21 protein-coding genes and 4 pseudogenes are annotated in these 25,520 nt (G+C 57.5%); 1 reads left to right on the top strand and 24 read right to left on the bottom strand.

Annotated elements, in window-relative coordinates; genetic code table 11:
- Nucleotides 1–2: 2 nt before the first annotated feature.
- The 23 genes and pseudogenes from Q0L30_RS14920 to rfbB form a co-directional block, all read right to left on the bottom strand.
- A complete protein-coding gene (locus Q0L30_RS14920) occupies nucleotides 3–1,037 on the bottom strand; it encodes a glycosyltransferase family 4 protein (RefSeq protein ID WP_296657694.1) in 1,035 nt (344 codons plus the stop codon).
- An 8-nt stretch (nucleotides 1,038–1,045) separates the two neighbouring features.
- On the bottom strand, nucleotides 1,046–2,002 hold the full coding sequence (locus Q0L30_RS14915; RefSeq protein ID WP_296657691.1) for an SDR family oxidoreductase: 957 nt from the start codon (nucleotides 2,000–2,002) through the stop codon (nucleotides 1,046–1,048).
- A complete protein-coding gene (locus Q0L30_RS14910) occupies nucleotides 1,999–2,844 on the bottom strand; it encodes a glycosyltransferase family 2 protein (protein ID WP_296657688.1) in 846 nt (281 codons plus the stop codon). Before Q0L30_RS14910 ends, Q0L30_RS14915 begins: the two co-directional genes overlap by 4 nt.
- Nucleotides 2,845–3,155: 311 nt before the next feature.
- Nucleotides 3,156–3,645: pseudogene (locus tag Q0L30_RS14905) on the bottom strand (transposase); the annotation flags it as partial.
- A gap of 376 nt (nucleotides 3,646–4,021) precedes the next feature.
- The gene (locus Q0L30_RS25805) at nucleotides 4,022–4,438 is read right to left on the bottom strand and encodes a GtrA family protein (protein WP_367277831.1); all 417 of its coding nucleotides are present in this window, start codon (nucleotides 4,436–4,438) and stop codon (nucleotides 4,022–4,024) included.
- Nucleotides 4,425–5,399 (bottom strand): WxcM-like domain-containing protein, encoded by a 975-nt coding sequence (locus tag Q0L30_RS14900; protein ID WP_296657685.1) that lies wholly within the window; start codon nucleotides 5,397–5,399, stop codon nucleotides 4,425–4,427. The genes Q0L30_RS25805 and Q0L30_RS14900 overlap by 14 nt, the downstream gene beginning before the upstream one ends.
- A 3-nt stretch (nucleotides 5,400–5,402) precedes the next feature.
- The gene (locus Q0L30_RS14895; protein ID WP_296657683.1) at nucleotides 5,403–6,350 is read right to left on the bottom strand and encodes a glycosyltransferase family 2 protein; all 948 of its coding nucleotides are present in this window, start codon (nucleotides 6,348–6,350) and stop codon (nucleotides 5,403–5,405) included.
- Nucleotides 6,343–7,446: a DegT/DnrJ/EryC1/StrS aminotransferase family protein gene (locus tag Q0L30_RS14890; protein ID WP_296657680.1), complete on the bottom strand. Its 1,104-nt coding sequence runs from the start codon at nucleotides 7,444–7,446 to the stop codon at nucleotides 6,343–6,345. Before Q0L30_RS14890 ends, Q0L30_RS14895 begins: the two co-directional genes overlap by 8 nt.
- Before the next feature lie 614 nt (nucleotides 7,447–8,060).
- Nucleotides 8,061–8,554 (bottom strand): annotated as a pseudogene (locus tag Q0L30_RS14885) (IS481 family transposase); the annotation flags it as partial.
- Nucleotides 8,555–8,614: 60 nt separating this feature from the next.
- Nucleotides 8,615–8,713: pseudogene (locus Q0L30_RS14880) on the bottom strand (hypothetical protein); the annotation flags it as partial.
- Nucleotides 8,708–8,946: pseudogene (locus tag Q0L30_RS14875) on the bottom strand (IS3 family transposase); the annotation flags it as partial. The pseudogenes Q0L30_RS14875 and Q0L30_RS14880, both read right to left, overlap by 6 nt.
- A gap of 377 nt (nucleotides 8,947–9,323) precedes the next feature.
- A complete protein-coding gene (locus tag Q0L30_RS14870) occupies nucleotides 9,324–11,060 on the bottom strand; it encodes a hypothetical protein (RefSeq protein ID WP_296657677.1) in 1,737 nt (578 codons plus the stop codon).
- A 637-nt stretch (nucleotides 11,061–11,697) separates the two neighbouring features.
- The gene (gene gmhB, locus Q0L30_RS14865) at nucleotides 11,698–12,261 is read right to left on the bottom strand and encodes a D-glycero-beta-D-manno-heptose 1,7-bisphosphate 7-phosphatase (protein ID WP_296657674.1); all 564 of its coding nucleotides are present in this window, start codon (nucleotides 12,259–12,261) and stop codon (nucleotides 11,698–11,700) included.
- Between the two features lie 4 nt (nucleotides 12,262–12,265).
- Nucleotides 12,266–12,973, bottom strand: coding sequence for a nucleotidyltransferase family protein (locus tag Q0L30_RS14860; protein ID WP_296657671.1), 708 nt, complete (start codon nucleotides 12,971–12,973; stop codon nucleotides 12,266–12,268).
- On the bottom strand, nucleotides 12,970–13,551 hold the full coding sequence (locus Q0L30_RS14855) for an SIS domain-containing protein (RefSeq protein WP_296657668.1): 582 nt from the start codon (nucleotides 13,549–13,551) through the stop codon (nucleotides 12,970–12,972). The genes Q0L30_RS14860 and Q0L30_RS14855 overlap by 4 nt, the downstream gene beginning before the upstream one ends.
- Entirely contained in the window at nucleotides 13,551–14,594 is a 1,044-nt protein-coding gene (locus Q0L30_RS14850) for a dehydrogenase (RefSeq protein WP_296657666.1), read from the bottom strand. The genes Q0L30_RS14855 and Q0L30_RS14850 overlap by 1 nt, the downstream gene beginning before the upstream one ends.
- A gap of 10 nt (nucleotides 14,595–14,604) precedes the next feature.
- Nucleotides 14,605–17,844, bottom strand: a complete 3,240-nt coding sequence (locus Q0L30_RS14845; protein WP_296657663.1) for a methyltransferase domain-containing protein — start codon at nucleotides 17,842–17,844, stop codon at nucleotides 14,605–14,607.
- Nucleotides 17,841–19,223, bottom strand: coding sequence for an ABC transporter ATP-binding protein (locus tag Q0L30_RS14840; RefSeq protein ID WP_296657660.1), 1,383 nt, complete (start codon nucleotides 19,221–19,223; stop codon nucleotides 17,841–17,843). The genes Q0L30_RS14845 and Q0L30_RS14840 overlap by 4 nt, the downstream gene beginning before the upstream one ends.
- On the bottom strand, nucleotides 19,213–20,037 hold the full coding sequence (locus Q0L30_RS14835) for an ABC transporter permease (RefSeq protein WP_296657657.1): 825 nt from the start codon (nucleotides 20,035–20,037) through the stop codon (nucleotides 19,213–19,215). Before Q0L30_RS14835 ends, Q0L30_RS14840 begins: the two co-directional genes overlap by 11 nt.
- 30 nt (nucleotides 20,038–20,067) lie before the next feature.
- Nucleotides 20,068–20,961 (bottom strand): dTDP-4-dehydrorhamnose reductase, encoded by an 894-nt coding sequence (gene rfbD, locus Q0L30_RS14830; RefSeq protein WP_296658031.1) that lies wholly within the window; start codon nucleotides 20,959–20,961, stop codon nucleotides 20,068–20,070.
- The gene (gene rfbC / locus Q0L30_RS14825; RefSeq protein WP_296657649.1) at nucleotides 20,958–21,509 is read right to left on the bottom strand and encodes a dTDP-4-dehydrorhamnose 3,5-epimerase; all 552 of its coding nucleotides are present in this window, start codon (nucleotides 21,507–21,509) and stop codon (nucleotides 20,958–20,960) included. Before rfbC ends, rfbD begins: the two co-directional genes overlap by 4 nt.
- Nucleotides 21,494–22,387 (bottom strand): glucose-1-phosphate thymidylyltransferase RfbA, encoded by an 894-nt coding sequence (gene rfbA, locus Q0L30_RS14820; RefSeq protein WP_296657647.1) that lies wholly within the window; start codon nucleotides 22,385–22,387, stop codon nucleotides 21,494–21,496. The genes rfbC and rfbA overlap by 16 nt, the downstream gene beginning before the upstream one ends.
- Before the next feature lie 10 nt (nucleotides 22,388–22,397).
- Nucleotides 22,398–23,459 carry a dTDP-glucose 4,6-dehydratase gene (gene rfbB / locus Q0L30_RS14815; RefSeq protein ID WP_296657644.1) on the bottom strand — a complete coding sequence of 354 codons (1,062 nt, stop codon included), beginning with the start codon at nucleotides 23,457–23,459 and terminating at the stop codon, nucleotides 22,398–22,400.
- Between the two features lie 389 nt (nucleotides 23,460–23,848).
- On the opposite strand from rfbB, the gene Q0L30_RS14810 reads away from it, so the two are divergent.
- The gene (locus tag Q0L30_RS14810) at nucleotides 23,849–24,700 is read left to right on the top strand and encodes a symmetrical bis(5'-nucleosyl)-tetraphosphatase (protein ID WP_296657642.1); all 852 of its coding nucleotides are present in this window, start codon (nucleotides 23,849–23,851) and stop codon (nucleotides 24,698–24,700) included.
- A 36-nt stretch (nucleotides 24,701–24,736) separates the two neighbouring features.
- On the opposite strand, the gene Q0L30_RS14805 is transcribed toward Q0L30_RS14810, so the two are convergent.
- A complete protein-coding gene (locus Q0L30_RS14805; RefSeq protein ID WP_296657638.1) occupies nucleotides 24,737–25,510 on the bottom strand; it encodes a 1-acyl-sn-glycerol-3-phosphate acyltransferase in 774 nt (257 codons plus the stop codon).
- Nucleotides 25,511–25,520: the final 10 nt, after the last annotated feature.

The raw sequence follows: 25,520 nt of genomic DNA, 5'->3' as shown, positions 1-25,520 counted from the left end.
CGTCATACCTCAGAGGATTGCTCGGACAGTGTTGATTGAAAACGACGCCAACGCAGATCTACTGCCGCTCCCAATAGCAGGAGAACGACGATCCACGCAGCGACAACGCACCATTGAACAGCCGGACGCCGCCCAAGTGCAAATAACGCAAGTGTGATCCCTACCGACATCACCGCATACCAGATCATGGCGGTTCTGGCATGCCCCATCCCTGAACGCACCATGCGCTGATAGTAGTGCTCCCGGTGAGCGTGCCAGAACTTTTCGCCACGTAGCAAACGGCGCGCGAGGGTCATCGAGGCATCGATGATGAAGGGCGCGAACACCCCAACCGGAAACCAGATAGGCCAGACGCCGCGCAGCCATCCCCAATAGCCAAGCGCACCAGCCAGGAAGCCCAACGAAATCGAGCCGGCGTCGCCCAGGAAAATCCGCGCAGGGTGGAAATTGAACAGCAGGAAACCGAGCGCCGCGCCGGCCACCAACGCGCACGCAAGTGCCAGTTCGGGTTGGGGATGGGCGGCCGTCAGCGCCGCCACGGCGTAACCACCGAAGCCAAACATGGCCATACCGCCGGCGAGACCATCCGCGCCGTCCATGAAGTTGTAAAGATTGACCAGCCATATCATCAGAAGCGATAAGGCGGCGAGCAACATCCAGGGCACCGGCGCAGGATAGCAAGCGACAAAGCCGACGACAGCTATCAGGTGGGCCGCGAATCTGACACGAGCAGGCAGCCCGCGCCGGTCATCGATCTGGGACAGGGCGGCGAGGAACGTGGTTGCCACAGCCGCACACCAAAGGCTCGGTGCGACCAGCAGAAAGCCCACCACGGCGACTGGCACGATGCCCCAGCCGCCCACGCGTGGCGTCGGACGCACGTGAAGCGAGCGATCGTTTGGAATATCGGTGGCAAGGCGCCAGGCGAGGCCCGTTTTCAGTAACACCAGCAGAATCAGCGCGCATGCGCAGGCTGCCGCGAGAGCGGCCAGCGCGGGGCCTGCCCAGAGTGTCGTCGTAGAAGCTTGCATGACCATGGACGACCTCAATGCGTCGCTCGATACCAGCGGGCAGTAGCGGCCAGCCCCTGATCGGTCGAATACGGAGGACACCAACCGAGAACGGTGCGAATGTGGTTCGTATCCACCTGCAAACTGCCTATCAGACGATCGACCTGCGCCGAGCGGCCAGTCAACCGGCCCGCCAGGCGCAACCAGCCTGATGGCACCGGCAAAAGGCGAGCGTGCGCCTGCAGGTGCCTGGCCAGGGACTGAGCCAGTTCGGTCACCGTCAGATCATCGCCATCGGCAACGTGGAAACACTGCCCCCCTGCTCTTGGCTCGGTCACGCAATGCACCAGCGCGTCGGCCAGATTCTCGACGTAGACAAGACTGCGCTTCGCGCGAATGGCACCAAGCGGCAACGGCAAGCCTTTGGAAATGGCAGTCATCAGCCGAAGGAAGTTGGCCCGCACGCCGGGGCCGTAAACGAGTGGCGGCCGGACAATCACGATTTCGAGTCCAGACTCGTTGCCGTATTGGATCAAGGCTTGCTCGGCCTCGTATTTCGACTGTCCATACGGCTCCAGCGGGAGTGGCAGCGCGTCCTCGCGAAGCGGGTGACCCGCATCTGCCTCACCCATTGCCTTGATACTACTGACAAAAACCATGCGCCGAGCGCCTTTAGCGCGGGCGGCTTTAGCGACCCGCAAGGTCCCATCGACATTCGTCGCCCGAAATTCGGCAATCGGGTCCGAAGCCACGTCCTGCATAACGTGGACTCGCGCGGCGAGGTGCACGACGCAGTCAACTTGAAGCGCGGCGGGCCATGCTTCGGCCAGTCCCGTGAAGTTCGCCCCCGTGTGAATCCATTCCTGCGTACCGTTCACACATCCCCCCGGCTGCCTGATCAGACCGGTCGTCAAATGCCCGGCGCACAAAAGCGCACTGGACAAGGCGCGCCCGACGAAGCCGTTGGCACCGGTGATAAGGACGTGACTCATAGCCACTTCCAGCCGAATCGATTAAAGAACTTGAACGCCGACGTGACGAACATTTGAATATGCTTCGACCCTTTACGCGACGCGCCACCGCCGTGATGCAATACCCGCACAGCGGGCGTATAGACCACCCGTGCGCGCTCATGCGTGCGCAAGCTCAGGTCATAGTCCTCGAAATACAGGAAGTAGCGCGGATCGAAGCCAGCGAGCCCTTTCAGCAACGCCGTGCGAAATAGCATGAAGCAACCGCTCACGATGGGTGGATCCCAGACGATGTCGCGATCGTTGATAACGTCGCGCATTTCGTAGCGCGAAAGCCGTCGTGCGAACAGACGTCTGATACTACCCGGCACGAATCCTCTGACAAATAAATCCAGCAGCGTCGGATAACGGCGGCACAGGTACTGAATACGCCCCTCATCGTCGCCGATCTGCGGGGTCAGAAGGCCTGCATCGGGATGCTTCGCAAAGAAATCGAGCGCGTTCACCAAGGCGGCGGCGTCGAGATCGATATCGGGGTTCAGGACGAGGTGGTAACCGCTCGCGGACCGTTCTATCGCGAGATTGTGGCCACGCCCGTATCCTACGTTGCCGTGGCCGCTGATCACGACGGAAGGGATGCCACGATCACGTAGCTCGGCCAACTGCGCAGAAACATCCGGCATCTCACCATTATCGACCAGGTAGAGTGCAACCGGAAAAGCAGGATCGTTCACGCGTAACGCATTGCAAGCGGCTTCCAGACTCGACAACGTACGAGTAAGAAGCGCAAGGTCCGGTCGGTAGACGACGACGGACACGGATAAGCTTTCGGTCTCGGGATGCGGCGCGTTTGTAGCTGTCATGTGCAGTGGTGGGTGTCGTCTTGGCGACACTTGTCTGGTTTGGCCCACGACGGGCCCTCAATTTTGCTCAAACTGGGCGTATTCGGCAACCTGGCTTTCCTTTTGTTACCCCACGAGACGTGGTGGTTAATATTGTGAGGCGCCTGGCATGGGGCTTTCGTTTAAGGCCTGGGAGGGCTCTCTATCAGCTTGACGGAGCGCAGTCTGAATGATCTGAGATGTTTGTCGGCGTCGATTTGCGGTTCGAAAGCACGTGATCACTTGGCACCAGATTGAGCTGGAAGGCTCGGGTATCGGCCAATCTGCAGCACCTCGCGGTTGTAGTTCTGCTTCAGTTTCAAACCTTGCCGTGCCGCGGCTTTCACCAGACGGGCGACACCGTTCGAGCAATTGCGAATCGGCTAGGTGGGCGATCACTTTCTCCGTGACGGTCGTATTAACAATCACGTGCTTGACGCTCGAGGCCGTGCTCACGCCGCCGAGTCAGGCACGGCGGGTCGACCGGCGATTCGCTCTGCAAAAAGGTCTCGCCGGGGAACACCTGCCAATACGGGCTCTCCACCTATTGCCAGACAACCTCTTCATCGGACAGGTCGAACCGCGCGCCGCAAGGACGGCAGCCCGGCTACCAGCCTGGGCGACGTCGCCGGTCGCCCCTTGCGGTCTTTCGCTCATTGATGCGCCCAGTCGCTCCCTGTTGATCAGGTTGGCCAAACGCGTCAACAGTTGCTTCAGGTTGATCTGTTCGCGCAGCGGTTGGGGGAAGAAATCTCCCCCCGTCACAAGCATCTTTGAACCCATCCGCACCTCGTCGAAAAATGCAGGAATTTCACGTCAGTGGCCAGTTTCCTGCAAATCTCACAACACCGTTTCAGCCTCAAAGCTCTGCCGCACAAGGCTCTCCGAATTGTTCAGGCTCGACAAACTGGCCGCATCGACGAACTAGCTCCGTGGGACGTCGCCGCTCAGATCTGCACGACAGTATGAAAATCACGAGATCCAGTCAGGACGTTGCTGATGCCGCGCTTACATTTACCTCATCTGCGCGGCCATATATATCTCCGTCAGATGCTGAATACGTCTGTGCAATGATGGTTGCCGTCGCCCAATGCCGCGCTGTGCGCGGTCCGTTATATTCTAAAGCATTGGTATACTGCCTTCTGGTGCATACGCTCAACTAATTACCATTAACGATTTTTTTGCCACTTTCTTTTAAGAAAACGGCACGTGACAGAAAAAACGTAATCGGAATAGTTACGCAAACTACGGCGATCGGCCCGGTTAACTTGCTGAGTCCGGCGACGTCTACCCATGCCCACAAAATAAATAGACCCACAAGGTACTGAGCCACGTAAATAAATGGGAATAGAATCAATGATTTCATCCCCCGATCCGAGCGGAAAACGAATCTCTTATTCAATGCAAATGATAATGCAATTCCAGATATATATGAAATTGCATAACTAATTTTATAAGTTGTAATTCCGAGAAAAATTAAATATAGTGCGTATGTCGATACAGTGTTTATTGAGCCGGAAATAAGGAATCTTAAAAACTGCAATTTCTTTGCACCGACCAGCCTAGTTGGCTTCATTTTTTTCGCGCCGCTCCTTTTTATCCTCCGCTAGCGATTTAAATAAGCCGTAGTCACGGATATAATCGTCTGCATCATAATAATCTGACGCAAAAACAAGAAGTACAGCGTCCGGCGAATAATCGTATTGGATCCCCCAGATCATAGGGGGCAGATAAATACCAATGTTGTTCTTGTTCAATAAGAATTCTTGACGCCTGCTTCCATCGTCGGCGACGACTCTAACGCTTCCGCTCGCAGCGACCAAGAACTGATGGCATCGCAAATGAGCGTGCTCACCTCGAATTTCCGCAGTTGGAACACCATGGACGAAGAAATATCTTGCGGGCTTGAACGGAATATCTCGTTCAAACTCTCCGACGGATAAGCCTCCGCGCATGTCGGAAACGGCTTTAAATATATGCTGCGTTACACCGGCGACCGACGTTTCAAGCACACGAGACTGATCGGACGGCAGCCGAGATGTTTCTGTCGTGCTTGGGCTGTCCGCTTCAACATAGCCGGTTATCCTTGCCGGATTTCCGACAACAATAGCATTCGGAGGCACAGAGCGTGTCACTACAGCGCCGGCCCCAATCATCGCATTGGTGCCAATTGTAATACCAGGCAAGATCGTCGCGTTCCCGCCAATTGATGCATTGCGCGCCACGACGGTACGTGCGAACGACTCTGGATACTGCTTGCTTCTGGGGAAGCGGTCGTTGGTGAAGGTAACATTCGGGCCAATGAAAACATCATCCTGGATTTCAATACCGTCCCATAGTTGCACGCCACACTTAATGGTTACCCTATTGCCGACAACAACGTCATTTTCGATGAATACGCCATCGCAGACGTTACAATCTTCGCCGACACGTGCGCCAGGAAGGATATGCGCAAAGGCCCAAATTCGGGTTCCCTTGCCGATCGAGGTACTCTCACAAATGGCACTCGGATGTAATGAATAAGATTGAACTGACATTTTTTAAACCTCAAAAGACTCTATCTTCATCGGAATTGCGAGTGGCCGCTGTTTTGTATTTTCGTAGGCTCGCCAAGCGTACGAGCCAACCACGCCGATGCCGAATAAATTAATGGCGCCAAGGAACATAATAGTCAGCATGATCATCGCATATCCGGGCACGGGAATTAATCCCTTCATCTTTGCAAAGAAAATAACCATGCTAAGCAGCCCCGCTAAAATAGTGCCGATGCCACCGATTCTTATTAATAATCGAATCGGTAGATCAGTAAATGCGAATACGCTATCCATCAGATAGTTGACCTTCTTTCTGAGGGTCCAAGCCGACTTACCATGCTGACGTTCAAGCCGCTCATAGGTGATGCATTTACGCCGAAAACCTAGCCAGAACACCTGTGCGATCAATGAACTATGGCTCTCATCGAGTTGAAGCAACGTGTCTCGAAAGGCTTGATTGCATCCAAAAACGTCAACGCCTCCTGGGGGAATATCAGAAATCACATAGCGCCGGTAGAGGCTCCAAAAAATTTGCGCCGGGATGCGGCTAGTCAGCGGATCGCTGCGGCCATCTCTTGCTCCCACGACGACATCAACAGGCTCCTCGCGCAAATATTTTTCCATCTTCAGTACGAGCTCGGGAGGTTCCTGCAAATCCGCCGCCATCACGGCGAAAATGTTGCCACTTGCAATTGATAGGCCAACCCGAATCGCAGCAAATGAACCGAAGTTACGCGATAGCAAAGCCAATTTTGACGTAAAAGTTCGGTGTGGCAAGGCGTTGCGCAATATCTCGTATGACCGATCAGGACTTCCGTCGACTACAAAGATCACCTCAAGCTCACTAGCGAGTTGCGAGCGAAGGCCGTCGACCACATCCAGTAAATCGGGGATCGATGCCTCATTGCGATAGACGGGGATGACTAATGAGAACAAAGAACGAATCCTATTCAAGAAAGTATTCTCGTACCGCGGCGATTATCTTCTCGACTTCTTGCGATGTCAGGCCGGGAAAGCAGGGCAGCGTTACAATTTCCCGACAGGCCGCCTCCGTTACCGGCAGTGAAGGTGAGCTTACCGTCCGATAGGCTGATTGCTGATGATCGGCGACAGGATAGTGAACATCGGTTGATATGTTGAGCCGATGAAGGTGCCCGCGCAGTGCATCCCTTTTCTCAAGCCGAATGACATACAGGTGCGCAACATAGTCGCTATCGGTCGACAGCGGACAACGCAAGGGAAGATCTGCAAAAGCCTCATTGTACCGGATCGCGATCGAGCGCCGCTCTGCATTCCAACGGTCGAGATTGGGCAACTTTTCCCGAAGAATTGCCGCCTGCATTTCGTCAAGCCGACTATTCCGGCCGCCGGCCGAACCGACATGATATTTTGCTGACCAGCCGTATTGACGAAGCGTACGGACTGCTGTTGCAATTGCCTCATTATTAGTCGCAATTGCGCCGCCATCGCCCACTGCACCAAGGTTCTTGGTTGGATAAAAGCTAAAGCATGCGACATCCCCAAAGCTTCCTGCCTGCTTGCCATTACGTTGTGCGCCGTGTGACTGCGCGCAATCCTCGATGACAGTTACGCCTGCTGCACGCGCCATGCCCGTTATTGCCGTAACGTCGGCTAGCTGCCCGTATAAATGGGTAACGATCACTGCTGTTGGCTTGTGCTCGAGTGCTTTTTCAAAGGCACTAGGTGAGAGCGTGAGGGTGCGCTCTTCGACATCGATGTACAAAGGGGATGCGCCGATCGCGTGAATTGCAGTGCTGGAATAGAACCCGGCGTTGGCGACAGTTGCAACTACATCACCCGCCTTGACACCTGCCGCTCGCAACGCCAACTCTAGAGCATCCGTTCCGTTGGCGACCGTAACGCAATGCGAGACTCCCAAATATGCCGAGAACTCACGTTCGAACTGGCTTACTTCTTCTCCTAGCACGTACCAGTGCCGTTGAAGAACGCGCTTTAAGGGTGTTATAAGGTCTAGTCCTGCATTCGCTGCAACGGCGGAAAACAACGGGATGGGTGTGATGTCCGACATGTGGTGTGCCCTCTCTATTTTGACGTGGCCACGTGCGTAGCTGTTCGAAACCGGTCATTCGTCGGATTGTCGCTTGTCCGACCAAAAAATGCCCTCGCGTGAAAGAATTGTTTGGCCCCGGCCCGACGTTGGCAATTATCCTGACGCGGCGGCACGCGACAATTTATAATGCGATATTGGAAGGATGCAGTTCTGACTTATTATCAATTCGGTTAAGCGTTTGCTATCGGTGCCATTCGATATCTATTGCTTCTGTTTGCCACCCTTAAGCATCCACAGTAGGTACGCTTGTGGGCATTAACGGGCGCCCGATTTTACACCTAGTGGGCGGTCGAGGCCACTTGTGCCTGAACTGAAAGCATCGCGCCAGGTGGTAATGCGGCGGACGACGATTCGCTTGAGACGGTTGCTCCTGCACGAAGCAATTGGTCACATGGATGATAAGTAATCGTGCGCGGCGGGGGCGAGAGACAGCGATCGATCTGCTCAGGCCCTTGCGGCGGTCCAGTCGCGGCGAGAACCGTTCGACCGCGTGTCTTAAATAGATGGTCTACATGGACTGTGATGTTTGAGCAGAGTCGATTGCTCGACGTGTGCGATTCGCGGGCATCATTTCACTTTTGCGAGCGATGTGTTCGCGGCGTGTTGGAGTTCGAAGCTCCGTTAGGAACTGCGAGTTCCAACACGCGCCGGCGATGTTCAGCGAGGGTTTTGTCAATGCGCCATTCGCGATGCCGAATTCGCTCTTTCGTTTCGTCGCAGGCTTATCTCACCTCCTTCGAAAGAGGCGTGATTTCGCTTAACTCCGCGATACGATCGACGGGCGTCTTGGCGCCAAGTGAGCCGTGTGGACACCGCCAGTTGTAGTGGAACTGCCACTCCTCAATACGTTCGTCGATCGCCGTGTACTGTTACATCCCAAGCAAGCTTCATCGTGTCCATTTGGACGCGGTCTCCAGGTACCGGCCGGCTTATACAGTTTCGGCTATGACGGTCGTCTGGATCGAATCAATGGCTTCACACCCGCTTTGCTCAAGATCTCGTGAATGGTCGCGAGAGATAGTTCTCGTTACTCGTGCAGTCGCAGTTCATTCTGGATCCGGTTCGACGTCAGATAGTCCAAGCTCGAGTGCGGCCGAATCGCATTGTAATGACGCGGCGACAGCTCAATCATGACTTCGGCTTCGCCCCGTGAGCGGAGCCGTTCCACGCTCAGACATACGTCGCGGAACTTGCCGTTGAAGCTTTCGTCGGCGCCGTTCTTCATCCCGTCCAGTTCGAGATCACGCTCGGCTCAGCATCTTCTTGAACCGGGCATTCTCCTGTTCCAACTACTTCAGGCACTTGACGTCGGGCGTCCATGCTGCCGAAGTACTGACGCCCGTTGTAGATCGTCTAATCGCTTACCACGTACTTCGTTGACATCTCCTCGACCGACGTCTTGTCCGCCTCGCACAGCATCGTGACCAGCTGCCCTTCCGTGAGCCGACTATTCTTCATGACTTCCTTCTCTCTGTTGGAAGCCATTCTCTCGAGTTTCAAATGGCCCAAAAATCGACAGGCAGGTCACCACCGCAGGCAGAAACCGCTGACGACTACGCTGCACTCAATCTCTGAGAGGCTTGGTTAAAAGATCGCTTACGAATGGTCATCACGAAGCCGCGGCTTCTTTGTGCCATTTCTGGCAGCCTTGCTCAACTGCTGCGTTGCTTGACTGTAATCGTCGTAAGTCCGGTGGTCAGCAACACGCATTTTCAGGACGAACGAGGTAGTTTGGCCCTACCGTCGCAACAGATTTCACCACGCCAACGGCCGGCTGGGCGCCCCTTAGGGAGGCCAGCCGATCACGCGGCCTCCCATAAAGGTGATTGCCGCATTCATGGCACCTGCGATGTCGATCTCACATTTGACACGAGCAGTCCAAGTTCGCGGCCGTCCTGGGAGTTCGGGATTGCTTTGGCAGGCACAGTGGTGCGATCGACAGTGATTTCAATCGTGACATATCGATTGGTGCTGGCAGCGGGGACGACCAAATCTTCCACGTGCCCAGGAATGATGTCGAACGACCTCACCCGCTTCCCATCGATCGCGAGCGTCGCGGCGCGCCCCGGAAACGTCTCTGGGAGATAGGCACGGACATGCACTGCGCTTCCGCAATTGCGAAGTACGACGGACGCAGACTGGCCCATCCAGCTGCTACCGCTGCCGTCGTTCGCATACCAACCTGCGCCAGCGATGACTGGTCCAGTTTCACAATCTATGTGGCGAAACGGGCCTAGATCGTATTTCTTCTGGATTGCACTGGCGCGCACGGCTAAATCGAGCGGCTGCTGGAGCAGACTTGCATCGTCCAGCGTCTTCGGGCCAATTACTGTGACTGCCGCCATTCTGGCGAACGAATCGTGTCGATACGGGACCTTGTTCCACTCGTCAACAACCGTAGCGCCTTGGCCGACGAAGAAGAGGACCGCCAAGGCAGCCGTCACGACAGCGGCTGGACGCTGCACAGGCACATCGCGGGCGAGCAGCGCCACAGACCACGCAACACCGACGATGAGCAACGACAGATCTTCGAAGTAGCGCGACGCCATTGCTTGCTGCGGGTCGAGCATTCCGCGCGCGATCGCCACCGAGGCTGCGTCGAGCAACCCGTAGACTATCAAACTACTAGGCACGATTGAGTCTCGACGTCGTATTACCAGATTACCGAGCAGGACGTAACAGGCGGCAGCAAGCATCGTGACGCCTGCGAGCGTCAGTAATGGGAATGGAATGCCGTAGACCGTGATCGACTCGCGACTAATAAAGATCGATGCGACCGCGAGTACCGTGCCACTGACGAGATGCCATAAGTTGGTAGCTGTTGCGGATGCCTCAGGAGCAAGGCGCGTCGCTGGGAAGCTCGCACCGAACGAGACGTAAAGCACCATGGAGGCAATTAGTGCAGCGCATATCAGCGAAACGCGGCGCATTTCCGCCGTCTTCCACGCCGCTGCCAAGGCGACAAAGATTGAAGCGCCTACGAACGCATATGACCAACCATACGCGACGAGCAGCACGATCAATGGCGCGGTAACGATGCATAGTGCGAGTGCATGGCGTGATCGCATACGTATTGCCCGGTCAAGCGCGATCCAGTACAGAAGAAAAGATAGATTTTTTGCGAACAGTGCTGCGCCGATGTCCAGGCTGTAAAGCTCCCAATTCGACAGGCTGAAGAGGGCCGAAAAGGTCAACACAGACAGTACGGTCAACATCATGCGCGACATGTCGCTACGTGCCATTTCGAGGCAGATTGCGAAGCCCGTCAGCCCTATGAACGCGCCACTGAGCATCGTGCAGCCGAAAATGCTGAAATGAAAGAATCGCGCATTCAGGTAGACAAGGGCTTGCATTAAGAGGCCCCGGTGCTGCCCTTGATTCCACGTCAACCAAATCGAATGCCGGCCGGAGATTGAATCGTCGTAGTAGCCGAGGTACCTCAGCGTGTCCATGAATGCTGCCAACGGGTGCAGCTTCCACATATAGGCGACGAAGCCTGCCAAGAAAACAAGGCCAACAACGGCAACGATAATTACATCGAGGCTGGCCAGCGGGCGACGAGTTTCAGTCATCATGAGTCAGAGAGTAGACGGCAAGATCCTGGCAGTCTAAAAATTGTTGCGTACAGCGAGTTGAGGGCTGCGCAGATGAGCAAACGGGTGCTGCGCTTTTATCTGACTTGGACACAAAGCGCTGTTTTAAACATGGCAACTTAAGGGATCGTGGAGCCAAAAAAACCATCGCTATATAACCTGCTTTTCGTCCGTCAAGTGTGGTGTCGAATCCTGAGAGGAAATGCTTTACGCATGCTCGAGAACTTGACGGGTCTAGTCGGCCGAAAACGGGTGGCAATCTCCTTGCTCAGCGAAAGGATGTTCTCTTGCTAATCATTTTCCCTCGGTAAGATTTTGGCCGCAGGCCAAAATCTTACACTAGCTACCCGATCGCTAGAACTTGACTTCAGCGGCAATGCTCCGCAGCCCCTCCGACTCGTTGTGTGGCGCACGAAAGCACACCTATATGCCAACATCAACCTTCCATCCCCGATATCAAACGCACACGTGCATCGATGAGGGCAACCGACGAGTTCCGCACCCTCTTGCACGCTCAAAGCACGCGCTCCACGTTACCGCAGGCCGGTCGAAGTAGCAAAAGGGAATGCGAGATTCGACTGCCAATTGTGCGAGCCAAGCAGCACAGAAGGTCAAGTCACGGTGCCTTCGGAAAAAAGGTCACCTTTTTTGCTATCTCCCGAAGAGTTTCACCACGCACAAAGTATTCATCCACTTCACCACCGACCGTATTTGAAACGAGGTAGCGGGTCGCCACGCCGGCAGCCCGAGCCGCTTCCATGTCGGTAAGCGAGTCGCCAACCATTAACGACTCGAATAGATTCACCCCGTGCTCGCGCGCCGCCCTCAAGAACATCCCCGGCGCCGGCTTCCTGCACTCACACACGACGCCATACTCGCCAATCCCCGCGGTAGGATGATGCGGACAGTAATACACCTGCGTGATCGGCGCGCCCTGCGCAGCGAACTGCTCAAGCATCCACTTCGTGAAAACCGCAAACGTCTCTTCGCTATAGTAGCCGCGCGCGATCCCAGCCTGGTTGGTCACGACGAACACGTCGTAGCCCGCCTTACGCGCCTCCCGCACAAGCTCGAAAATTCCCGGTACGAACACGCAGTCCTCTGCGCGATGCAGGTAACCAATATCGACATTGATAACCCCATCGCGATCGAGAAACAGCGCGCGTTTCAGTGCTGCCATCGTCTCAAGCCACCATCTGCGGTACGAGCGTCTGCGCCAGCGCGTAATCTTCCGGCACACCAATATCGATCAACTGGCTAACGGCCGGAACCGCGTGCACCTGAAGTTCGGCAAGATGAGCATGCAAAAAATCCTGCTCGAACGAGAAACGCTCCTGATTCACATAGCCCATGAACGAAGCGCGCTTGACCAGATAGACCCCAGCGTTGATGTAGCCCGCACCAGTCTGCCCCTTCTCGCGGAATGCGGTAACCCGACGCGGCACAGCGGCTTCGAAATCAACCGCACCGTAGCGGGCCACGTCGTCGAGTTGCGCCACCGCCATGACGACGTCGGCCTCACCCGATGCGCCCGCGGCGCGCAGGTCGTCGAAATCGACAATGGTCATCGTGTCGCCGTTGAGCACGAACGCTTCGTCGCCACCAATCTGAGCGATCGCCCGAGCAATGGCTCCGCCCGTACCGAGCGGCTCATCTTCGATGACGTAGTGCACCTTCAGTGCCCCGAAGGTGTCACCGAAGTAGTCCTCAATCACGTCGCGCTTGTAGCCAACGGACAAGTAGACATCCGCAATACCCTGCTGCTCGAGACGGCGCAGAACCCACCACAGAAACGGCTTACCCGCCACTGCAGCCATCGGCTTAGGCAGATCAGGCACAACGGAACGAAGGCGCGTACCGAGTCCGCCAGCGAGAACAATTGCGGGAATCATGCCGGGCTAAACATGCTCGATTCAACCAGACCACAAATGATGTGCGCCAGCAGGATATGACCTTCCTGAATCTTCGGCGTCGACCGCGACGGCACTTCAATGCACACGTCACTCAACTCGAGCATCGCATTCCCGCTTGCGCCGGTGAAGCCTGCAACGTACATACCCTTCTTGCGGGCCTCTTCCATGGCGAGCAGGACGTTCGGCGACTTACCCGACGTCGAGATGCCCCAGAATAAGTCGCCCTTGACGCCGCCGGACTGGACCTGGCGCGCAAACACTTTCTCGTAGCCGTAGTCGTTGCCGATGGCGGTCAATGCCGAAGTGTCGGTGGTCAACGCAAACGCGGGCAAACCGGGGCGGTCGAAGTTAAAGCGGCTGACAAATTCGCCCGCAATGTGCTGCGCATCGGCGGCGCTACCGCCATTGCCGGCGATCAACACCTTGTTGCCGGATTTGAACGTGTCGACGATCTTCTGTGCGAAACCGGCAACCTTATCCAGCAGGACTTCGTCGGCGTGTATCGCAGTAAAGAGGTCGATCGCCTTCGATATTTCATTCCGGATCGTATCTTTCATTAGGTCCTCCAGGAATACGTACCGTGTTCTGTGAAATTGCAGGTAAATACCTGACCGTTGAATTGTGCAAGGGCGCGAATCACGTCGGGTCGCTTTGTCGGGTCAACGATGAACATCATGAAACCGCCGCCACCGGCCCCGGACACTTTACCCGCACGTGCGCCAGCCGCAATTGCCGCGTCGTAAATTGCGTCAATGCTCGCGTTGCTAATGCTGGTCGCCATCAGCTTCTTCGAGATCCACGAGAGACGCATCGACTCAGCGAAACTGTCGAAGTCACCCTTGAGGATGGCTTCTTTCATTTTTACCGCTTCTTCCTTCACACGGTGCAATGCGTCGAGCGACGTCGAGTTGCCGCTCCTCACGCTATCTGTTTGCTGCTGAATGATCCGCGCGGACTCGCGGGACACACCCGTGTAAAACAACACCAACGAGGACTCCAGTTCCGCGCGCACCGAATGCTTCACGCGCAGCGGGTTGACGATCACCCGGTCCTTGTAGAACTCCATGAAATTGAAGCCGCCAAACGTGGCCGCGTACTGGTCCTGCTTGCCACCGGCAAACGCAAGATCCACGCGTTCGATATCGTAAGCAAGTTGCGCGATGTCATATTCGCCGAGCGGAATCTGCAGGTACTCAACGAAGGCGTGGACCAACGCCACCACCATCGTCGACGACGAGCCCAGCCCCGATCCAGGCGGCGCTTCGGAGTGCGTCGTCACATGGACGGACAGTGGCACTCCCGCGTTGTAGTCACGAACGATACGGTTGTACACGCCGACGTGCAGCTCCAGCCCCTTGACCAGATCGAGCGAGGCCGCAGCCGCACCCAACCAGTGCACGGAGTTGTCCGCGGCCACCAGCTCGACGATGCCGTCCTGGCGAGGCGTAATCGTCGCGTACGCGAACTTGTCAATGGTGGCGTTCAGCACCAGCCCGCCGAAATCGTCGGAATACGGCGAAACGTCCGTGCCGCCGCCAGCAAGTCCAAGTCGCAGCGGCGCGCGCGCGCGCACCGTTCCCGGTACGTAAGAGGTCGTCATAAGCGATAAATCAATGGTTGAAATCCAGATCCTGCGCAAACACCTCACGAATTGCCGCGCTCGAGAAGTTCGCGGCAACGTAAGCGCGCCCCGCCTCTGCAACACGGAACCAGTTCGCGTCATTGCGCACCAGTTCGATCACGCTGGAGGCAAACACAGACGGGTCGTCGGTCACAGGCAGAATGTCTTCGAGACCCGCCAGTCCCTGAATGCCGACGGGAGTCGTCACTAGCGGCGTGCCAAAATTCATTGCCTCAACAACCTTGTTCTTTACGCCCGCGCCAAAGCGCAACGGCACCACGGCCACGCGGGCGAGCTCATACAGTTCGGCCAGCCGCTCGTCGGTCACATACCCGGTCACCACCACCTGAGGTCCGGCCAGCGCCTTCACCTCGTCGGTCGGATTGGAGCCGACCAACGAAAGCTGAATATGCGGCAGTTCGGCACTAATGCGCGGCATGATTTCGTTCACGAGCCACTTCGCTGCGTCAACGTTGGGCGGATGACCAAATCCGGCAACGAACACAATCTGGCTGCGCTCATGCAACGTTTCCTCGTTCTCGCTATCCGGACGCGGCTCGAAAAAGTAAGGCGGCAACACACGCGCCGCCACGTCGGGCGCCATCTTGTTGACGGTATCGGCTTCCGTTGCCGACGGGTAATACACCCGATCGACCGCGTTCCAGACTTTCAGCTCGAGCTGACGCTCGCGCTCAGCCTGGCGCAGCAATTTCTGCTCGCCCGATACCTCCGCCTGCTTCAAGGTACGCTCGAAGTGCAGGTCGTGGCCGTAGTAGAGCAACCTGGCAGCCGGTGCGTACTTGCGCAACGGCTCGATGAACGACTCGCTGATATGTGGACGATTCAAAAATGCGAAGTCGATGGTCTGATCGGTATTCTTGATCCATTCTTCAAAGCCGTCGATGAACTGCGGGCCGTAAAAGATCTCGACACCCATTTGCTGCAGCGGCTTCACATAGACTTCGTCGTACCAGAGATTCTGCGGCCAGAACTTGACGTTGAGCCCCATCTCGAGGAACACGCGAATGAAGCAGATAAGCGAACGCGAACCCGCATCGCGATCGGGCTGCGGAACATAGTGGTCGACGATCAGAACGGTCTTGCGGTTGCGCGTGCGATCACGCGCCGCGCTCAGGTGCGTGCCGTTGTCGAAGTGCTGCGCGTTGAGTACCTCGTGCCAACGTTCGCGAAACTTCTTCTGATTCTCGACCTGGTAGGCCTTGATGCCCGAGCCCGTGTCCGTTCCGTTCGAGACCCCTTCGTAGTGGACAATGACCGATTCCGGCTGGTAGTAGACCTTCTTACCCGCCTGACGGACCTTGAATGCCAGATCGGAATCTTCGCAGTAGGCCGGCACATAGTGCTCGTCGAATCCTCCCAGTTCGTTCCATAGCTCCCTTCGAAGCAACAACGACGCGCCCGATGAATAGTCGATTTCCTTGACGTAGTTGTAGGCGCTCCTGGACGGGTCGTCGAGACGTCCGAAATTCCACGCGGAGCCGTCCTTCCACATGATTCCGCCCGCTTCCTGCAGACGGCCATCGGGATAGACAAGCTTGGAGCCGACCATGCCGCAATCCGGACGCGTGTCGAACAGCGCGACCATCGAGTCGAGCCAGCCGGGCATAACTTCCGTATCGTTGTTCAGGAAGTAGACGAAATCGCCACGAGCGTGCGTCGCGGCGTAATTGCACGAACGGATGAAACCCAGATTCTTCGGATTCGACACAAAGCGAAGACCCGGGATCTCTTGCATGCGCAGAATGTCCGTGTCTCCCGACGCGTCTTCCGCAACGATAACTTCGATCGGAACCGCCGGCATATGCTCGACGATTGACCGAACGCACGCAAGCGTGTACGGCAAATTACCGTAAGCCGGTATGACAACCGAGACCAGTGGATTCTCCACCACCGGCAGCTTCAAGGCAGCGAGGATCGAGTCGAACTCTTCCGGCTTGATTTTCGGGCGCCCTAGAATCTGGGGCAACGGCGCGCGTTGGCGCTTCCATGTTTCGTAAAACACCACGCCTTCGAACAGCGGCCCGGCAACGCGAAATAACGCACTTGCAAGTGTGTTCTTTTGCCGGTGATTGAGAGGCAGCGACTTGTAAGCCTCCCGCGCCCAGCGTTTGGCATGGGGGCGAAGCGGCCGCAGTATCGGCGAAAAATCGCCTCGGACGAGCCGCATCAAGCCGCGCAACGGGCGCGTGATCTTCCATGAAGTGGATGCCTGGAGCCTTGCCAGTTCGCCCTGAACATAGCCGAGTTCCGCATGGAGTTCGTCTTGCACGTGGCGAATTGCGTCATACCGCTCAAGAACAGCCGAGCTGTCACCTTTCCTGGTCGATTTCAGCCGCTGAAGCTCCTCGTCGAGCGACAAGGCCCAAGCCGTCCGGTCATCAAATTCGGCTTGCAACCGGCGGATTTCCTTGTCGCGCGCGTCGATTTCGCGGTTCTGGCGATTCGCCCACGCCGCGAGTTCCTCTTGCCGGCTATAGAGATCGCTGCCCTCTTCAAAGAAGACCGATGCCTCCAGCCTGGGCTGTCCGTGCTCAGCATCCTTCGAGCAGACGGCCAGAAAATACATGATCGCGTCGAGTTTCGGTGTCCGCACCGTTACGCCGGCCTGATCGAGCGTCAGTGCGGAATACGCTGCGTCCTGGCGGTCTTCCGGGAGTATCACCGAACTCGTAGCAAGGCGCTGGCCATAGTACGTGACGCCGCTGAAATAGCGTTTCACCAGCGCGTCGAGTTCGGCAAAATACAGCTCCCGGACGTGAAACTCGTTCTTGAAGTTACGATCGTCCGAGTACACCTGCTTGTTGGGCGACGACAGGATAAGAAAACCACCCGGCTTTAGTACGCGGTGAATCTCCGCAAGCATTTCATCGTGCTGCGTCAGGTGTTCGAGCGTCTCGAACGAGACGACCGCATCCACGCTCGCGTCAGCCAGCGGAATCGCCGTTGCGCTTCCCTGCCTGAACGAGAGATTCCTGACATCACCGTAGCGCGCGACTGCATGCTCGACCGCCTCATGCGAAATGTCTACGCCCGTCACATCCTTAGCGTATTTGGCCAGAATTGCCGAGCCGTACCCTTCGCCACAGGCAATGTCCAGCACATGCAAACCCTTGACGGTCTGCGCGGCCCAACCGTACCGGTGCAAATGTTCATAGCGCATGTCCCCTTCTTCGGTCGGGACATACCGTTCGCCGGTGAACTCGATCACGCCAGTGACCTCTCTTTTTCGACGCTAATGCTCAGCATAGGGATGCCGATTAAGCCGTGACGCATTGTGCTGTCGACTGTACGGAACTGCAACGCGTCGTGTAGCCAATGCTGTTGTGTGTGATCGTCCTGGGTGCCGGATGCAACGGCTGCGTCAATGGAGTACGCGCCAACCGGCAGAATCGGCATGCGGAACCGGAATGAGGCAATGAACACTTCACCCTCACTTCCTTCAATGACGTCTTCGTAACTCAGGTGCGAATTGTCGCCGAACAGGCGTTGTCCCAACCTATCCTTCACGTAGAAACCAAATATCAATCCCGCCATCTGCTTGTGGACAGCGACTTTCAATTGCAGGGTAACCAGTTCCCCACCCTGCATGAGTTGGGTCTGCCGGCTGTCTTCGTCGATCAGTGAAACGTCGACGATCGAGGCACCACCTGCACCGAATGCGCTCTCGTGCGCCTCCGGATCGAATTCAAACACCTTGATCGAGTTCGCTGGCCTCAATTGATCGAGCCGCGGATCGACCACATCAAGTGCTTTCATTTTGGCCCGGGCCCGCTCGGACTTCGCCGCGGTCACGGCTACGCCCTGAGCCTTGCGATCGAGCACATGCTGCTCGGCCAGATAAGCCTCGACCACTTCTTTGGCCGATCCATCCATGCGCACCGAACCATGATCGAGCCAGACAGCGCGGGAGCACAGGCTCGTTACCGCGCCGACATCGTGGCTCACGAACAGCAGCGTTCCTGTCTTCTGAAATCCGCGCAAGAACCGCATGCACTTCTGCGTAAAACGCACGTCGCCGACCGACAGTGCTTCATCGACCACCAGGACATCCGCGTCGACGTGTGCCGCAATGGCGAATGCCAGTCGGACGTACATGCCGCTCGAATAAGTCTTCACCGGCTGCGACACAAAATCGCCAATCTCCGCAAACTCGATAATGGAGTCGTAGCGCTCTTTCAGTTGCTTTTCGGTGAGCCCATAAAGCATGCCGCTTAGATAAACATTCTCTTCGCCGGTGAACTCGGGGTTAAAACCGGCGCCAAGTTCAAGTAGTGCAGCGACACGACCATTACGCGTCACCTGCCCTTCTGTCGGGAAAAGCGTGCCGCAGACAAGCTGGAGAAATGTCGATTTGCCGGAACCGTTCTGTCCGATGATCGCAACGGTCTCCCCGCGCTCGATCGTCAGGTCGACCTTGCGAAGCGCCCAGAATTCACGGAAATACTCTTTCGGCTGTCTGCCGAACAATCGCGACACACGCGGAAAGATCATCTGCTTGAGACGATCTTGCGGGTCCGAATAAATCTCGTATCGCTTGCTGAGGCCCTTGACCTCTACTGCGGTTGGCTGAGCAGCATTAGAGGACATCGGCGAACCCTTTGCGCGTTTTTTCAAACCAGAGAAGGCCGAGCGATGCGACCACGTATGCAATCGCCGAGTACAAAAGCCAACCGGCCCAGTTGACCTGACCGCCCCAAATGGCAACTGTGCGAATCTGATCGATGACGAAAGTGAGCGGGTTCAGCATGATGATCGCTTGCAGACGCTGCGGCACCGACGAGAGCGGATAAAAGACGGGGGCCATGAACATGAGCAAGGACGACACGATACCCATCACCTGTCCCAGGTCGCGCATGAACACCCCGAAGGACGCCAGGAACCAGACGAGACCCGCTGTCAGGACGACAAAGGGCAGCAGGATCACCGGCACGAAAATCACCGTCCAGGGAATATGACCTTGCCAAAGCAGGATCGCGACTAACAGGATCACCGACGCCACCAGCATATGGAACAGGGCTGTTCCAATCGCAATCCACGGCAGCGTCTGCAGCGGAAAGACCACCTTCTTGACGTAGTTCGGATTGCCGACAACAAGCATCGGCGCACGAGTCAAACACTCTGAGAGCAAGGTGTGCGTAAGCACGCCGACGAACATGACAACGGCAAATTCAATGTGATCGGTGGAGCCAGCCCGCCATCTCGACTTGAACACGAAGCCAAACACAAACGTGTAGATGCTCAACATCAACAACGGCGTAATGAACGACCAAAAGAGTCCGAGAAACGAACCCTTGTAGCGGCCAGCAACCTCGCGTTTGACGAACTCCACGATGAGATGCCAGTTCTCCGTGAGCGAGTACACGACTGCTAGCGGATGCAGGAGTCGATTTGGTGATTCCATACCTGTTCCTATTTTCGATACCGAACGCGCTTACTGCTCCAGAAGATCGCCCAGAGCCAGCGCGAGCCCTTCGCGCCAATCGAGGCGACCGAGCCCGAAGCGCCGGTCGAACCTATCGTTGTCGAGGATGGAGTACAGCGGACGGCGCGCCGGCGTCGGATATTCGTCCGACGATATCGGCTCGATCGAGGTCGCCTTGATCGCCATCTTCCCGGACGCGCGCGCGCCCTCGATGATCGCCCTTGCGAATTCGTGCCATGTCGTCTGACCCGCGGCGGTCATGTGGAACAAGCCAGACTCGAATTCGCCGGCATTGCGCTCACGCTGCGCCTGCGCCACCACATGGGCCGTCAGATCCGCGATCATGCGCGCCGAGGTCGGTGCACCATGCTGATCCGCCACCACGCGCAGGCTCTCGCGCTCGCCGGCCACGCGCAACATGGTTCGCAAGAAGTTGCGGCCGCGCGGCCCGTACACCCACGTGGTCCGCAGCGTGAGCCAGTCTCCGGCCGCGTTTTCAATTGCCCGCTCACCGGCCAGCTTGCTCGCACCGTAAACGTTCAACGGCGCCACCGGATCAGTCTCGACGTACGGCGTGCTCGACGATCCGTCAAACACGTAATCGGTCGAGTAGTGGATCATCAGCGCGTTCTGCTCGCGTGCGGCCTCTGCCAGCACGCCGACCGCTTCAGCGTTCACCCGATGTGCGAGTGCCGCGTCGGTCTGCGCATTGTCAACGGACGTATAGGCCGCTGCATTGACGATCACGTGCGGGCGCACCGAAGCGACCAGCTGCGCCAGCGTCTCCGGTTTCGCCAGATCGGCTTCGTTGCGATCAAACGCGACCACCTCGCCAAGCGGCGCCAGCGCACGACGAAGCTCCCATCCGACCTGCCCGTTGCGGCCAGTCAGCATAATCCTCACGCGAATACCTCTGCTTCGGCGAGCGGCCGCCCTGCCGCATCTTTCGCGGCAACCTGAGGCGCGCCGTCGAGCGGCCATTCGATCCCGAGCGCCGGGTCGTTCCACAGCAGGCTACGCTCGTGCTCGGGAAACCAGTAGTCGGTTGTCTTGTAAAGAAACTCCGCGCTTTCCGAGGTCACGCAGAAACCGTGTGCGAATCCGGGAGGCACCCACAGTTGGCGCTTGTTGTCGGCGGACAGGTACACGCCCACCCACTTGCCGAAGCCCGGCGAACTGCGGCGGATGTCCACCACGACGTCCCACACTTCGCCGCTCACCACGCGCACCAGCTTTCCCTGCGGGTGCTGAATCTGGTAATGCAAGCCGCGCAGCACGCCCTTCACTGAGCGCGAATGGTTGTCCTGGACAAACTCTGCACGAGCGCCCGTTTCGCTCGCAAAGTCACGCGCATTGAAGCTTTCGTAAAAGTAGCCTCGCTCGTCACCGAACACTTTGGGCTCGATGATCTTCACGTCCGGCAAAGCGGTCGCAATTACATTGATGGCCATGCCAAGGGGTCCGAAAGTAGATTTTGCAGATAGCGCCCATAGGCGTTTTTCAACAGCGGAGCGGCCAACGTCTCAAGCTGCCCCGGGCTGATCCAGCGCTGCCGGAACGCAATCTCCTCGGGGCACGCGACCACCAGTCCCTGCCGCTTTTGCAGCGTGGCAATGAACGTTGCCGCCTCGATCAGCGAATCGTGGGTGCCGGTATCGAGCCACGCATAACCGCGCCCCATGATCTCCACATTGAGCGCGCCGTTCGCGAGATAGCGCGAATTGACATCGGTGATCTCGAGTTCGCCGCGCGGCGAAGGCTTGATATCCGCCGCGATATCGCAGACCTGCTTGTCGTAGAAGTACAGGCCTGTGACCGCGTAGTTGGAACGCGGTTTCGCCGGCTTTTCTTCAATCGACAGGGCCCGGAACTGCTTGTCGAACTCCACCACGCCGTAGCGTTCCGGATCGTGCACGTGATACGCGAACACGGTTGCGCCATCTTTCTGCCCGTTGGCGCGCTCAAGTGATTTCGCGAGGTCGTGTCCGTAAAAAATGTTGTCGCCGAGAATCAGCGCCGACGTATCGTTGCCCACGAAATCGCGGCCAATGATGAAAGCTTGTGCCAAACCATCGGGCGACGGCTGCACCGCATACTGGATGTTCATGCCCCACTGACTGCCGTCGCCGAGCATTGCCTCGAAGCGCGGCGTGTCTTGCGGCGTGGAGATGATCAGGACGTCACGAATACCCGCCACCATCAGCGTGGACAGCGGATAGTAGATCATCGGCTTGTCGTAGACCGGCAACAACTGCTTCGATACGACGTGGGTTATAGGATATAGACGGGTTCCGGACCCGCCAGCGAGAATAATGCCCTTGCGCGCCATGACGGTACCTTTACGCGCGCTGCGCGTAGTTGGTCTCAACCCACTTTCGGTAATCGCCGGAAGCCACTTCGTCGACCCACGCCTGGTTGTCGAGATACCAGCGCACGGTCTTCGCCATGCCCGTTTCGAACGTCTCCGCCGGCTTCCAACCCAGTTCGCGCTCGAGCTTGCGCGCGTCGATCGCGTAGCGGCGATCGTGGCCGGGGCGGTCCTTCACATAGCTAATCTGCTCTCGGTACGAGCCCTCAGCCTTCGGACGCAGTCCGTCGAGCAGGTCGCACAGCGTATGCACGACTTCGAGGTTCTTCTTTTCGTTCCAGCCGCCCACGTTGTACGTCTCGCCCACCTTTCCGCGCGCGAGGACTTCGCGAATCGCGCTGCAATGGTCCCCCACATAGAGCCAGTCACGCACGTTCTGGCCATCGCCATACACGGGCAGCGGCTTGCCGGCAAGCGCGTTGGCAATCATCAGCGGAATGAGCTTTTCTGGAAACTGATACGGACCGTAGTTGTTCGAACAGTTCGTGGTGAGCGTCGGCAACCCATACGTATGGTGATACGCGCGCACGAGGTGGTCCGAACCGGCCTTGGTTGCCGAATACGGACTGTTCGGCGCATAGGGAGTCGTTTCGGAGAATTGGGGGTCCGTCGGCGAAAGCGAGCCGAAAACTTCGTCCGTCGAGACGTGCAGGAAACGGAATGCGGTCTTTTCACCCTCAGGAAGGCCATTCCAGTACTTGCGCGCGGCTTCTAGCAGCGCAAAAGTACCAACCACATTGGTCTGAACAAAATCCGCCGGGCCATGAATTGAGCGATCGACATGGCTTTCCGCCGCGAAATGCAGAACAGCGCGCGGCCGGTGTTCCGTAAAAAGTGCGTCCAGCGCCGCAGTGTCGCAAATATCCTGGCGCGCAAACACGTGCTTCGGATTGCCCCGCAGCGATTGCAACGTTCCCAGATTGCCCGCGTAGGTCAACTTGTCCACGTTCAAAACGGCTTCGTCGGATTGACGCAACCAGTCAAGCACAAAATTGGCGCCGATAAAGCCGGCACCTCCCGTTATGAGGATCATGGAACTCCCTTTGTTGGCGCGAATACGCGGACACGTCCAGCGCTCCCCCCGTCGCCGGACGCTCAGACGAATGCTGAAAAATGGACTATTCGCGAGACAATACCGAGGTTAATCCAAACCGCATACTCTGACTCTGATTTATTAACGGCAATTATACGGGGCGGTCGAGCGAACGCCATAGCCCTAACATCCAGAAACAGCTTGATAATTTCCGCCCGACCCCACCCAACCTGAAATCAGGCGGAGGCTACATTATGTCAAAATAGCCTTACGCAAACGATTCACCCGACGTTCATCACACCCCCATCGTTCTCCTGTGATACCGTCACCCGATCCTCTGGCGCTCCACCACACCGCCCTAAGCCCAATTCGCACCCGTTTTCGCTTCAATGATCAAGCACGATCCGCTTCCGCCCCCCCTCGCTTTCGGCGACCTCCAGGGCTGCCTCTCACCATTTCGCGAACTGCTGTCCAAAGCTGCACCGTCCCCCGACACGCCGCTCTGGTTCGCGGGCGACCTGATCAATCGCGGGCCTGCGTCTCTTGAGACGCTGCGCGAAGTCATCGATCTAGGCGAGCGTAGCGTAGCCGTGCTAGGCAATCACGATCTGCATCTGCTTTCGGTGTCGGCGGGCATTCGCAAGTCGAAAAAGGGCGACACCATCGACGACATCCTGAACGCGCCCGACGCGGAAGACTTGCTGCACTGGGTGCGCCACCGCCCAATCGCGCACTACGAGAACGGCATGCTGATGGTGCATGCGGGAGTATTGCCGCAGTGGGACGTCGACCTCACGATGGAACTCGCGCGCGAACTTGAAAAAGCGTTACGCCGCGACAGCTGGCGCGAGACGCTCGCAGGCCTCTACGGCAACGAGCCGAATCGCTGGTCAAAGGACCTGAAAGGCATCGATCGCCTGCGCGTGACGTGCAGTGCGCTCACGCGCATGCGCTTTTGCGATCGCGACGGCGTAATGGACTTCTCGTCTAGCGGCGGTATCGATTCCGCGCCGCCGGGTTTCATGCCGTGGTTCGACGTGCCCGGGCGCAAAACCGAAAACATCACGGTAGTCTTCGGCCATTGGGCCGCGCTTGGCCTCACCTTGCGCAAGAACCTGATCGGTCTCGACTCTGGCTGCGTTTGGGGTGAGCAGCTTTCGGCAATCCATCTCGTCGACGATCCGCACGAGCGCATCCTCACGCAGGTCCCGTGCGAGAGTTGCCGCGCGACGAACGGCTAGATCACCCGAATTCGCGCAGGCGCACGCCTTCCGGCGTCAAGTCGCCTGCGCCGCGCTATGCGGATGCGCCGACGGCTCCGCACGCATTGTCTCCAACGCCAGCCCCACCGCCGCCTCCGCCTGCGCAGCCAGCTTGCGCCGGTCGTCCTGCGGCGGAATCGCCTCGCCCACATAGACGTGCGCGGTCAGCGGCCCGTCATTCAAGATCGCATCGAGCGACGCCTTGAGCGATACGTCGTCGATATACGCAGGCGCGAGCGACTGCCGCCCCTGCGCATCCTCGTAAAAGATGCAGAGCGGCTGCACCGGCCTGCCCGCCGACACCGCCGCCTGAAACATGTTCGTATGAAACGGTTTGAGCGCGCCCCCGTCCGATGTCGTGCCTTCGGGGAACACACACATCAGTTCGCCGCGTTCGAGCCGGGCCGCCAGTTCGTGCATGATGCGCCGCGCGTCGCTGCGCTTCTCGCGTTCGACGAACACGGTATCGAGATTCTTCGCAAACCAGCCGATCAGCGGCCAGTTGCGGATCTCGGCCTTCGAGACGAACGGCGTCGGCCGCCACGCGTTGATGACGTAGATGTCGATCCACGAAATGTGGTTGCTCACCACGAGCGCGCCCGCATCGATGCGGGCCGCGTCGTTGTGGACGACGAGCTTCATGCCGCACAGCGCGAGCATCTTGAGCGACCACGCGCGGTTCATGGCGTGGCGTTCGTCGGCGCTTGCACGCGGAAAGCGCAGTGCGACAGTCAACGCGCCACGCAGCAGATGGACGAGCAATCGGGCCTTGCGAACGAAGAGACTCATGGCGAATCAG

Source organism: Paraburkholderia sp. (assembly GCF_024281035.1).
Classification (GTDB): Bacteria; Pseudomonadota; Gammaproteobacteria; order Burkholderiales; family Burkholderiaceae; genus Paraburkholderia.
Note: the sequence above shows the minus strand (reverse complement) of the source record. Positions and strands in the feature narration are given on the sequence as shown.

Excerpts from the sequence above, each read along its gene's own strand:
- Q0L30_RS14920 (WP_296657694.1), bottom strand. The coding sequence starts at position 1,037 with ATGGTCATGCAAGCTTCTACGACGACACTCTGGGCAGGCCCCGCGCTG.
- Q0L30_RS14915 (WP_296657691.1), bottom strand. The coding sequence starts at position 2,002 with ATGAGTCACGTCCTTATCACCGGTGCCAACGGCTTCGTCGGGCGCGCC.
- Q0L30_RS14910 (WP_296657688.1), bottom strand. The coding sequence starts at position 2,844 with ATGACAGCTACAAACGCGCCGCATCCCGAGACCGAAAGCTTATCCGTG.
- Q0L30_RS25805 (WP_367277831.1), bottom strand. The coding sequence starts at position 4,438 with ATGAAGCCAACTAGGCTGGTCGGTGCAAAGAAATTGCAGTTTTTAAGA.
- Q0L30_RS14900 (WP_296657685.1), bottom strand. The coding sequence starts at position 5,399 with ATGTCAGTTCAATCTTATTCATTACATCCGAGTGCCATTTGTGAGAGT.
- Q0L30_RS14890 (WP_296657680.1), bottom strand. The coding sequence starts at position 7,446 with ATGTCGGACATCACACCCATCCCGTTGTTTTCCGCCGTTGCAGCGAAT.
- Q0L30_RS14870 (WP_296657677.1), bottom strand. The coding sequence starts at position 11,060 with ATGACTGAAACTCGTCGCCCGCTGGCCAGCCTCGATGTAATTATCGTT.
- gmhB (WP_296657674.1), bottom strand. The coding sequence starts at position 12,261 with ATGGCAGCACTGAAACGCGCGCTGTTTCTCGATCGCGATGGGGTTATC.
- Q0L30_RS14860 (WP_296657671.1), bottom strand. The coding sequence starts at position 12,973 with ATGATTCCCGCAATTGTTCTCGCTGGCGGACTCGGTACGCGCCTTCGT.
- Q0L30_RS14855 (WP_296657668.1), bottom strand. The coding sequence starts at position 13,551 with ATGAAAGATACGATCCGGAATGAAATATCGAAGGCGATCGACCTCTTT.
- Q0L30_RS14850 (WP_296657666.1), bottom strand. The coding sequence starts at position 14,594 with ATGACGACCTCTTACGTACCGGGAACGGTGCGCGCGCGCGCGCCGCTG.
- Q0L30_RS14840 (WP_296657660.1), bottom strand. The coding sequence starts at position 19,223 with ATGTCCTCTAATGCTGCTCAGCCAACCGCAGTAGAGGTCAAGGGCCTC.
- Q0L30_RS14835 (WP_296657657.1), bottom strand. The coding sequence starts at position 20,037 with ATGGAATCACCAAATCGACTCCTGCATCCGCTAGCAGTCGTGTACTCG.
- rfbC (WP_296657649.1), bottom strand. The coding sequence starts at position 21,509 with ATGGCCATCAATGTAATTGCGACCGCTTTGCCGGACGTGAAGATCATC.
- rfbA (WP_296657647.1), bottom strand. The coding sequence starts at position 22,387 with ATGGCGCGCAAGGGCATTATTCTCGCTGGCGGGTCCGGAACCCGTCTA.
- rfbB (WP_296657644.1), bottom strand. The coding sequence starts at position 23,459 with ATGATCCTCATAACGGGAGGTGCCGGCTTTATCGGCGCCAATTTTGTG.
- Q0L30_RS14810 (WP_296657642.1), top strand. The coding sequence starts at position 23,849 with ATGATCAAGCACGATCCGCTTCCGCCCCCCCTCGCTTTCGGCGACCTC.
- Q0L30_RS14805 (WP_296657638.1), bottom strand. The coding sequence starts at position 25,510 with ATGAGTCTCTTCGTTCGCAAGGCCCGATTGCTCGTCCATCTGCTGCGT.